Raw genomic sequence first — 11,055 nt, 5'->3', positions numbered from 1 at the left:
AATAGCATTAACGATACAGGGTCTGCGCCCAACGGGCCAAACCGGCGGTCACTGAGCCGAAGTCATTGCCACCCACTAGCGGGATACCCGGTAGTTGCTGTTGCAGAGCGGCTCGCAATAACGGGGAGCGAGCACTGCCGCCTGTCAGATAGATGACATCTGGAGTGATATGGCTGGTGGATAATGCCAAACTGACTTGTTCCTGAATCCGTTGTAGTGGCTGAGATATGGCTTCAGCAAGCTGTTGCTGGTTGATAGTCTGGCCTAACTCAGGCTCGACAAAATTCAGTGCAGTCGCCACTTGTGCTTGTTCGGATAGCGCGATTTTGCTCTCTTCCGCCGCCCGAACTAAACGATAACTCAGGCGCTGTTGATACACTTTCAGCAGGCGCTCTACTTGCTGTGGATTTGCCGCGTCACGAATCAAATCACGCAGGAAGCGGCCGTTAACCGTGCTGTAGAAATCGCTCTGTGCCGGAACATCGTTAGTCGCAACGGCATTCCAATAGGGCAGTGACGGCAGAGCAATCCCTTTTTCGGTTTCGCCCCCCATACCAAACAGCGGCATCAGTTGTTTAAACGCGAGCATAATATCCAGATCGTTACCACCAACGCGACAACCACTGTGACCCAGCAGGCTTTGTTGACGGTCTGCCAGCCCCTGCCATTTAGGCCCCATCAATAGCACCGAGCAGTCAGTGGTACCACCACCGATATCCACCACGAGTACGGTTTTTTCTTCTGTCAGCGTCGCTTCAAAATCCAGCCCTGCCGCGACCGGCTCAAACTGGAAAGCAATATCGCGAAAACCGGCGCGTTGGGCGGCGCGCAGTAAAATCCCTTCCGCCTGGCGGTTAGCATCCTCACCGCCAGAGCCTTGGAAGTTGACTGGACGACCAATTACGGTCTGACTGATTTCTGATGCCAGTACGGATTCTGCCTGACGTTTGATATGGAACATCATGGCGCAGACCAAATCCTCAAACAGCGCCAATTGCTGAGGTTTCAGCCCATTGGCACCCAGGAAGGATTTAGGTGATTTTACAAAGTATACGTCTTCAGGGTCTTCGATATAGTGGGCGAGGGCAGACAGGCCAAATGTCAGACTGTCGGCGGCAACCGGAATATCCTCTTCGCGATTGAATGCCATGGCCCGGCGTAATAGCTGCTGATTTTCGTCGCTACCGGTGGGTACCTGCCAGTGGCGGTGCAGGCATTCACTGACCGCTTCCCGTGTTGGCGCGCACAACATGGAGGGCAGATAGACGTCATTATTTTCCAGTGCCAGTAAGTTGGGAGCATCATCCCGCATCACGGCAACTGAGCAGTTTGCTGTGCCGTAGTCAAAACCAATGAACATAATTGCCCCCCAGGCCAAATAAAGGGGTGCGACTTTACCCGAGAGTGGGCAGCGGGGCAATCGTCATGTTAGTGATTTTTTAATCATGGTTGAGGATGCAACATGATGAGCCGGTTATTTAATCGCAAAATAGCCACTGTTGAGTAAATCAGACAACGGCTGCGGCGGGCTAATGGTTTCACCGTCAGCTAAATCGACACCGATGGTTATCAGTTTATTGAGCGTCAGAGGGAGTTCTGCTGGCCCAGCCAGAGTGGCGATATTGGCTCGCTGAGCGGTACCATTAATGATAGAGACCAGCACTTCATCCATCTGATTAATATGGATATGGGAAATTAAGTCGCTGTTAAACTTAAGATAATCGATAGTGTGATCCGCCAGTAACTCGAAATCATTCAGGTTATGACCAAACTCTTTAACGATGAGTTTGCAGCCCAGTTGTTGCAATTTGGCGAGAAAATTGCCAATCGCGAAGGGGTATTGCAGTAAGGTGGATTCATCGACCATCCAATAGAGACTTTGTGTTGGCAGTACGGTTTGCCGCACCAAGGTCAGCAATGATTGGCGGAACTCTTCTTTGAGCAGCGCCGCCTCTGACAGCGGGATAGCCAGCGCCAGCCCTTTATGTTTGATAGCTTGGGCATGTGTCATTAACAGTTGCTCACAGACCCAATTATCAATCTGCGGCAGCAAGCTATAGAGCAGCGCGGCTTCCTGAAACTCGGCCTGGCTGATGTTAAGGCTATGTGGCCGATTAACCTCGAAACTGATTTGATAGAAACAGACAGACAACGGCGTTCTGGGGGGCGCGGTTGGGGTGAGTTGCAATACCAGTTGGTTATCATTGAGAATATTCTCAACATCTTCCCTGCTCAACAGCTCGTGTTGGCGTGCTAATAGCTGCTTTTGCCGTGGCTGATAGAGATAAACCTGACCGCGCCCACTGTGTTTAGCGGTGTAACAGGCGATATCTGCCTGTGCCATAATTTCACTGCGCTGATTGTTATTGCTACTTATTTGCGTCACACCGGCGCTGGCCCCAACACGATAGAGCTTATCTTCCCAGTAGAAATGATAGCCATTAATCAGTGATACCAGACTTTGGGTAATGGCTTTAGCATGGGGTAGGGTGCAGTTGAGCATCAGTAAGCCAAACTCATCACCGCCGAGGCGTGCAACACAATCACTGTTACGTAAGTGCTGGCGCATCAACTGGCTCAACTCTTTCAATAATGCATCTCCTGCTGGGTGCCCGGCAGTGTCATTAATGGCTTTGAAATAGTCCAAATCAAGGAAAGCCAATGCATGTTGTTGGTTAAGTTCGACGCTAATTTGGATTGCCGCTTTCAATTTATTCTCAAAATTGGCGCGGTTTGGCAGACCCGTGAGATTATCGTGAGAGGCGCTGTGGCTGAGTTTGCGCATCATTGCGCGCGATTCGCCGACATCCTGGAACACCAGTACCGCCCCGACAATGTCCCCTTCCAACGTTTTCAGCGGCGCGACCGACTCCTGAATATCATAATACTGGCCATCACGATGGTGTAATACCATTGACTCATTGAACGAAGAGTATGGGCGATGATTAAGACAATGCTCTATCGGGTTATCAATCTCCGCGCCGTCTACGCCGTTAGTCAACTTGATGATATGGTTGACCGGTTGGCCCAATGCGATGGTATTTGCCCAGCCGGTCATTTTCTCGGCCACCGGGTTCATAAAGGTAATCTTCATCTCCTGATCGGTACAGACCACAGCTTCACCGATGGAGTCCAGCGTGATATGCAGTCGCTCTTTCTCTTCGTGCAGCGCTTCCGTCAGATTTCTGATTTCCGTCATATCCAGCGTGGTGCCAATCAGACGCAGAATATTGCCATTTTTATCACATATCATATTGGCTTGATTACGCAGATGGACAATTTCACCATCCGGTAATAACAGCCGGAATTCCAGACGGTATGGCTGGCGCTGCTTGAGGGCGGCGCTATATTCGCGATTAACCCGATTGATATCTTCCTGATGAATGTATTTCTGCCAAACACGCTCATCAACCTGGGTATTAAAAGGAATATGATAGAGTTCATACATCCGCTTATCCCAACTGATAACCTGCGTTTTGATATCCAATTCCCAGATACCGATCCCCCCAGCCTCGTTAGCCAGCGTAATACGCTCCATTAGGCGGCGGTTAATAATCTCGGTTTTTTTCAGCTCATTGATATCTTCAGCCTGCGAGATGAAATAGAGCGGTTGCTGTTGGTGATCCCGCACCACACTGACCACCAGTAGTGCCCACACAATTTCACCATCGCTGCGGATATAGCGCTTTTCCATCGAATAGCTGGGGATACGGCCATGATACAGGTCGTCGAGTAATTTCAGGTCCGCAGAGAGATCGTCTGGATGAGTAATTTGCTGGAAAGTCAGGGTCAGTAATGTCTCTTGGGAATAGCCTAATAACTTGCATAAGGCCTGATTGACCTGCATCCATTGGCCTTGCGGTGAGACCAAGGCCATACCGATGGCTGAATATTCCATCGCGTTACGAAAGCGATTTTCGCTTTCAATAATATGCTCTTTCTCCATGCGAAAAGAGTGCATTACCATTGCCATGGCATGGGGCGGAATTAACACCATTAATAAAGGAATAAAGGAGAACGCTTGAATTGACAGGTTAGTATCGGAATTAATGGTATACAGCTTGAAATTAAGCATCAATGCAATCAGCAATGTTGCCATAAAGCAGATGGAAAATGTCTCAAAACGCGGTAAGCGGATTGAGGTCCAGATCAACGTCATGATGACAAAAGTAAAGGGGAAAGGCAGATAAATCAGTCCGATATAACAAGCTGATAGTGATATTATCATCATAAAAATCATATCAAACAGCGCTTTGGATTTGGTCGCGATATCGAAGTAACCTCGACGGTAAAGTAACCCGACCGGCCCTAAGGCCAACATTCCTACCGCCTCGGACATAAACCACACCGTGAGCACTTGGGTAAAGCCCCCGTTTTGTGGGGATAAATACCAAGCCGCTGCCAGCCCACTGGCCAGAGGGACCACAATCACAGTGCAAACCGAGAATTTAAGCCAACTGAGCAGGTTATTGAGCGGGTCTTTGGTTTGCAGGAATTTACGCAGTAACCAGGCCCCGGCGGATGCCTCTGCCAGGTTGATAAATGTTAGGGGTAACGGGAACCAACTGAGGCCATATAAAATAAAATTAGCGGCAACAATACATATCCCTGCGGCCAATAATTGCCATAACCAGTAGCGCATAGGATGGTGGAACAGCGCCACCATTAATACTGCCGTCGGGAACCATAATGGGGCAAGGTTTTCTGACTGTTCAGAAAGCTGGATACAAAAGAGTGCGAGCAAAAATACGACTATGCTGATGATAGTAATGTGGAGAATGGTTCTATTGTCAGGTGCCGGTTTTTCGGACGCACTGAGATCCATATAACGCCTTATTTTGCTCACACAGATTTAGATTATGATAGGAAAAGCCCATCACATAAAGAATATACCGCCGTTAAAATACGGTCATATTCAAAAGTTTAGTATAGATAAACACTGTCGAGTGTTATTCCTCTTCTCAGTGCTTAATTAATGATTTGTTTATTAGCATAATAGTCAGACCAAGAATATAGTTGCCAGTCCCAGAAAGATGAAAAACCCACCGGTATCTGTGATGGCGGTGATCATAACACTCGATCCGATAGCCGGATCACGCCCCATCCGAGCCATGGTCATCGGGATAATAACCCCCATGAGTGCTGCCATCAGCAAGTTAAGGATCATGGCTAATGTCATCACCCCCCCCATTGCCGGATCGCCATAGAGCAGATAGGTGACTACCCCCATAATCCCGCCCCACACCAAACCATTAATCAACGCCACGCCCAATTCTCTGAACATCAGGAAGGTCACGTTACCTTGTTGAATATGGTGTAATGCCAACGCTCGGACAATCATGGTAATGGTTTGATTACCGGTATTGCCGCCAATACCGGCCACAATCGGCATTAATGCTGCCAGAGCCACTAATTGTGAGATGGTGTCCTCAAATAAGCCGATCACGCGTGAGGCAACAAATGCCGTACAGAGGTTGATTGCCAGCCATGACCAGCGGGTGCGAACCGCGCGGCCTACCGGGGAGAACACATCTTCTTCCGGGCTTAAGCCCCCCATGCGTCTTAGGGTGGTGTCGCTCTCTTCGTTGACCACATCAACAATCTCTTCGATGGTCAAACGACCCATCAGTTTGCCTTTGGCATCAATTACCGCGGCACTGATTAAGTCATAACGTTCAAAAGCACCGGCAGCATCTTCTGCTTTCTGTTCGGGTTGGAACGTGGTCGGGTTGCTATCCATCACCTCAAATACTTTAGCATCGGGCGCATTGAGCAGGATAGAGGTCAATGGTAACTCGCCAAGTAAGGTATTTTTGCGGTCAACCACAAAGATTTTATCCGTGGCATCGGGAATATTTTTCCGATAACGCAAATAGCGTTGCACGGCTGCCAGCGTAATATCGGCACGTACCGTCACCAGCTCGAAATCCATCATCTGACCGACAGTGTCACGGGCATATTGGATAACTTCCCGCACTCGGGCGCGTTGATCCGGGTCCAATGAGGTGAGCAGGCGGCCCATCAAATTACGTGGCAGGTATTCAGCCAAATAAGCCTGTTCATCGACATGCAAAGTGCGCATGGCCCTCAACAGGTCTTTATCACTCATCTCTTTAATCAGCGAATCCCACACTGTTTCAGAGACTTCAACCAGCGTTTGGCCGCGTTTCTCATTTTTGACCAACCGCCACAATGCCAAACGTTCGTCATGAGGCAACGCCTCCAGTAAGTCAGCAAGGTCGGCAGCATGCAGATCATCAAGTAGACTTCTGATTTCTAACGTTTGCTCGGACAGTTGTTCATCACTGAGCTTTTCTTTCTCTTCCTGACGGCCAAGAATGCCATCAACCAAAGCCTTATTATTCAATAATAGAGAAAGTATCCGGTTGCGTATTTCAGCCAGTTTTTTCGTATTATTTTTAGTTTTATTCTTTATAACGGCAGAAATTGGCACAGGAATAATCGGCACTGGCATAATGTGTCCTTAATTCGAAAACGACCCTTTGCCCCTGAAGTCGTAGGGATAGGCACTAAAACATTAACGACAAAACATCTAGGGGCTGAGATCGCTCTCATGGGGGCCAGGTGGTTCGCCTTCTACAGTCAGTTCAAGTTGCTGTGACTGCCTGCGCTCCTGATGATGGGAAATAGAAGCGACCGCCGCATACAATAAACGGCCAAACAGAATGAGAAAGCTCACCAGTAGGATTATTTTTGTTAGCTGTGTCGATGGCCGTCTTCTCATCATTTACCTTCCTACCCTTCGCTCTTGGCGTTGCAGCTGTGTTAGCTGCTCTCACTCACCCGAATCACTGACGAGAGTCAGCTCATCGGGATTATGAGCCTTATTGAGGCTCACCCTACGGGCCAGCGCAAGCGCTGTTCAAAATGGTTTATAACCAATTTGTCTCTCGTTTGCTGCCTTGCTGCAACACCAATATCTTTGGGTAATACACTGTATTACTTGGCGTTGCAGCGGTGTTTGTCACAATTAATGTTAGCTGCTCTCACTACTCGTCCCATCCATGGGCCTCGCCTCGTTGAGGCCGCTGCAAGCAGCGTTCAAATCAGCGCCCGGCAGATTTGTCACCCGCATCACTGACTACAGTCAGTGATGCGGGATTGATTCTGATTACTCTTTGACGGTAACCACATCCGCTGCTTCTGGCTCTTCTTCTTCTTCAATGATCAGCTTCCAGCCTACTACATCATCCCAGTATGCCTGCTCACGCTCAAAATCCAGTTGTACCAGATTATTTTGTGTCAGATAACCGACGGGGAAACGTAATGTCCAATGGCTATCGTCAGTTATCAAACGCAGACTCTCTGGCGTGGTAGTCGACTGACGCTGATTATTCAGTAACGTACTCAAACGTAATAACTGAATTAACGGTAAATAATACTTTTTCTTGAATAAATTTAAACGCGGTAATTCATCCAGCTTGATGCCTTTACGATGCATCCGTACCAACGTTGCCAGCAGCAGTTGTTGCTCCTGATTAAAGCCCGGTAAGTTGGTGTTTTGCAGGATATAGGCAGAATGGCGGTGCATCCCACTGTGATTAATACTCAGACCCACTTCGTGCAACATTGCCGCCCATTTCAACAATGCTTCAAGCTGCGGCTGCACCAACTTGGTGTTCTGCGCTAACCACTGGGTATAAAGTTGTTCGGTTGTTTCCAGCACTCGGCGGGCTTGTTCGCGGTCAATATTATAGTGTTCCGCCAGGCTTTTTGCCGTGCGTTGACGAATATCCTGATGGCGGAAACGGCCTTCCATCTCATACAGCACACCTTCGCGCAGCGCGCCGTCGGATAAGCGTAACTCTTTGACTGCTAACGCATCAAATACCCCACACAAGATAGCCAGGCCCGGTACAAATACCGACTGGCGATCTTCTGACAATCCCGGCAGGCTCAGGGCTGAGAAGTGTTTGAATTGTAACACTTGCTCAACCAGCATTTCGAGGCGCTCTGGTGTTATCAAACCGTCTTTTTCGCCCATTTCCACCAACACTTCATAGGTGGCCTTAATGGTACCGGATGCCCCCAGCGCATATTGCCAACCCTGAATGCGGTATTGCCATGCCAGGTTTTCCAGTTTCTGTGCTGCCGCAAGACGGGCACGTTTGAAATTGGCCTTACTTATCTCACCGTGTGGGAAGAACTGCTGGGCAAAACTCACGCACCCCATACGGCGGCTCTCTACCAACAGAGGCTCAAAATCTTCACCAATAACTAACTCTGTTGAACCCCCACCAATATCGATGACCAGCTTGCGGCCTTTTTCCGGCTGAGTGTGTTCGACGCCCATAAAAATCAAACGGGCCTCTTCTTGGCCGGAAATGATTTCGATCGGATACGGAATAACCGCCGCCGCCCGCTTGAGGAATGCCTCCGCGTTAGCGGCTTGGCGCAGCGAATGGGTGCCAACAATACACACATTATCAGGTGAGAAACCCTGCAAGCGTTCTGCAAACAGCGCCAAACAGGCTAAACCCCGTTCGATGGCTTCTTCGCTAAGCATGTTATTGTGGTCCAAACCATCAGCCAGATGTACGCGCTGCTTTAGGCGACCTAAAACCTGTAGCGCGCCGTTGACGACCCGGGCAATGACCATATGAAAACTGTTAGAACCCAAATCGATAGCTGCAATTTCCTGCGGCTTGGTGGTCGATGAACTGTTGGATAGCGGCATAGTTTTAGCTCGATGCGTCTGGTTGTTCCAGCGCTTTTAAATAATCATAGATGGCAATCTGTGCACGTACTTTGCGCCTATTACCACGCGGTACATAACGATTACTCAGTTCTTTATCAATATAACGGGCTTTTACCGTGTCGTTGAATAACAGCTCTAAAATATCTAGCACCCGTTGTTTTAATTTCGGATCCAGCAATGAGACCGCGACTTCAATACGGTAATCGATGTTACGGGTCATCCAGTCAGCTGAAGAGAGATACACCAGTTTGTCGCCTTTATTCTCGAACACATAGACCCGGTCATGTTCCAAGAAACGGTCAACGATACTGGTGACCTGAATATTATCGCTGATCCCCGGCATATTGGGGATTAACGAGCACATGCCACGTACCAATAATCGGATTTTTACCCCAGCACTGGAGGCGCTATATAACCTATCTACCAGACCTTTATCTACTAAATTATTTATCTTCAGGGTAATACCGGCGCTTTCTCCGGCCTGAGCATGAATAATTTCCTGATCAATCAATTGATACAACATTAAACGCGAGTTCTGCGGTGACACCATCAGATTATCGAATTTGACCGGGCGATAAGGATTTTCGATAAAGTTAAATACCCGCCGTACTTCATTGGTAATACGGGCATCTGCGGTCAGTAATGAGTAGTCGGTATAGATTCGGGCGGTTTTCTCATTGAAGTTGCCGGTACCGATATGGGCATAGCGCACGATCTCCTCGCCTTCAAGGCGGGAAATCAGGAATAATTTGGCGTGGATCTTCAGACCAGGTGCTGAGAAAATAACGTGTACACCAGCGGCCGTCAGGCTTTTGGCCCAGTGGATATTGGCTTCTTCATCGAAGCGCGCCTGTAACTCTACCACTACCGTGACTTTCTTGCCGTTATGGGCGGCATGGATCATCGATTCGATGATGCGTGAATCCTTGGCGACCCGATAAATATTGATTTTAATCGCTAATACGCTGGGATCGAAAGAGGCTTGACGCAGTAATTCCAATACGTGTTCAAAGGTGTGATAAGGGTAATACAGCAGGACATCTTGTTCACGGATAGCATCAAAGCCATTGCGGAATTTATCAAACCAAATATGGCGCAGGCGCGGCATTGGCCGGTTAACCAGATTGCTTTTGCCCACATTCGGGAAGCTGATAAAGTCTTTGAAGTTATGGTAACGGCCACCTGCAATAACCGAGTCATCATTAGAGATACCCAATTTATTGCGCAGTAATTCCACCATCTCATCGGGCATATCACGTTGGTAAACAAAGCGCACCGGCTCTGCCGTCAGGCGCTGTTTAAGGCTCGACGACATCAGCTCCAGCAGGCTGGATTCCATTTCAGTGACCAAATCATATTCGGCATCACGGGTCATCTTCATGGAGTAGGCGTTTAGCGCATCGTAATCAAAGAAGCCTTTAAAAATCTCATCGAGGCAAAATCTCAATATATTATCAAGTAATATCATTGGCTTGCGGCGGCGAGGTGCTTCTGGTGGCAAATTGACAAAACGCGGGACTTTATCTGAAGGAATCTCCAGCAGGGCATAGGCAATTTCCTGCCCGCGGATAATCTCCACCGCCAGATAGGTGTAATCGTCTTTTAAGAACTGCACCAGGTTGGTGTCATGGTTAATCAAGATCGGCGTAATGTGTTGGCGCAGATGCTGTTTAAAATAGATTTTTAGCCAGGCTTGCTGATTTTCGGAAATCTGCCGTTCATTAATCAGGAAAATCTGATTACGCGCCATTTCCAGTAAAAGATCATTATATAACCCATCAAATTCTTGATCGGCTTTCACCACTTTGCTCTGAATTTTTTTCAGCAAATGGCGAGAGGTCACGGCAGAGCCTTGCTCTTCGCTGATCAAAATGCGCCGTTTCAGATCGGCAAATCGGACTTTATAGAATTCGTCCAGATTATTGGAGTAAATGCCAAGAAATCGCATCCGCTCGATGAGTGGATTGCTCTTATCTGCTGCTTCCTGCAATACCCGCTCATTAAAAGATAACCAGCTAAGTTCTTTTTCGATGTAGAGCTTTTCCTGACCCATTGCAACTCCAGTAAGATTATTGTGGGAGTATTTAGTGTCCTCAATCATTATTGCGAAAGTTTGACAAGAAAGTCCAACAGATATCATTAGTTAACTTTGTCCGTTAAACCTTATACCCAATCGATCTTAAGTTGCAGGAAAGCTGTAAGCAACAGGCAGATTGGTCAAAGACGGGTTTGAGCAACACACCTGCATTTTGAAAGATGATGGGTATAAAACATTGTCATGCAAACGCCACAAAAGTGACATAAGATGCTCGGTCATCTGGCGGTATAGATATACG

The 11,055-nt window shown here is 48.1% G+C and carries 6 protein-coding genes; all 6 read right to left on the bottom strand.

Annotated elements, in window-relative coordinates:
• Nucleotides 1-7 precede the first annotated feature (7 nt).
• The 6 genes from yegD to ppk1 all read right to left on the bottom strand — a co-directional run bounded on the left by yegD (nt 8) and on the right by ppk1 (nt 10,772).
• Nucleotides 8-1,360: a molecular chaperone gene (gene yegD, locus Q2T71_RS15165; RefSeq protein WP_372559636.1), complete on the bottom strand. Its 1,353-nt coding sequence runs from the start codon at nt 1,358-1,360 to the stop codon at nt 8-10.
• A gap of 114 nt (nt 1,361-1,474) precedes the next feature.
• Nucleotides 1,475-4,825 carry a diguanylate cyclase gene (locus Q2T71_RS15160; RefSeq protein WP_372559635.1) on the bottom strand — a complete coding sequence of 1,117 codons (3,351 nt, stop codon included), beginning with the start codon at nt 4,823-4,825 and terminating at the stop codon, nt 1,475-1,477.
• A 174-nt stretch (nt 4,826-4,999) separates the two neighbouring features.
• The gene (gene mgtE, locus Q2T71_RS15155; protein ID WP_083163267.1) at nt 5,000-6,475 is read right to left on the bottom strand and encodes a magnesium transporter; all 1,476 of its coding nucleotides are present in this window, start codon (nt 6,473-6,475) and stop codon (nt 5,000-5,002) included.
• A gap of 78 nt (nt 6,476-6,553) precedes the next feature.
• Nucleotides 6,554-6,745 (bottom strand): YfgG family protein, encoded by a 192-nt coding sequence (locus tag Q2T71_RS15150; RefSeq protein WP_372559936.1) that lies wholly within the window; start codon nt 6,743-6,745, stop codon nt 6,554-6,556.
• Nucleotides 6,746-7,132: 387 nt separating this feature from the next.
• Nucleotides 7,133-8,698 carry an exopolyphosphatase gene (gene ppx / locus Q2T71_RS15145; RefSeq protein WP_372559634.1) on the bottom strand — a complete coding sequence of 522 codons (1,566 nt, stop codon included), beginning with the start codon at nt 8,696-8,698 and terminating at the stop codon, nt 7,133-7,135.
• A gap of 4 nt (nt 8,699-8,702) precedes the next feature.
• On the bottom strand, nt 8,703-10,772 hold the full coding sequence (ppk1, locus tag Q2T71_RS15140; RefSeq protein WP_083163271.1) for a polyphosphate kinase 1: 2,070 nt from the start codon (nt 10,770-10,772) through the stop codon (nt 8,703-8,705).
• Nucleotides 10,773-11,055 lie beyond the last annotated feature (283 nt).

The organism is Yersinia sp. 1652 StPb PI (assembly GCF_041538345.1).
GTDB lineage: Bacteria > Pseudomonadota > Gammaproteobacteria > Enterobacterales > Enterobacteriaceae > Yersinia > Yersinia enterocolitica_E.
The sequence above is the reverse complement of the archived record's forward strand: the minus strand, read 5'-3'. Positions and strand labels throughout refer to the sequence as shown.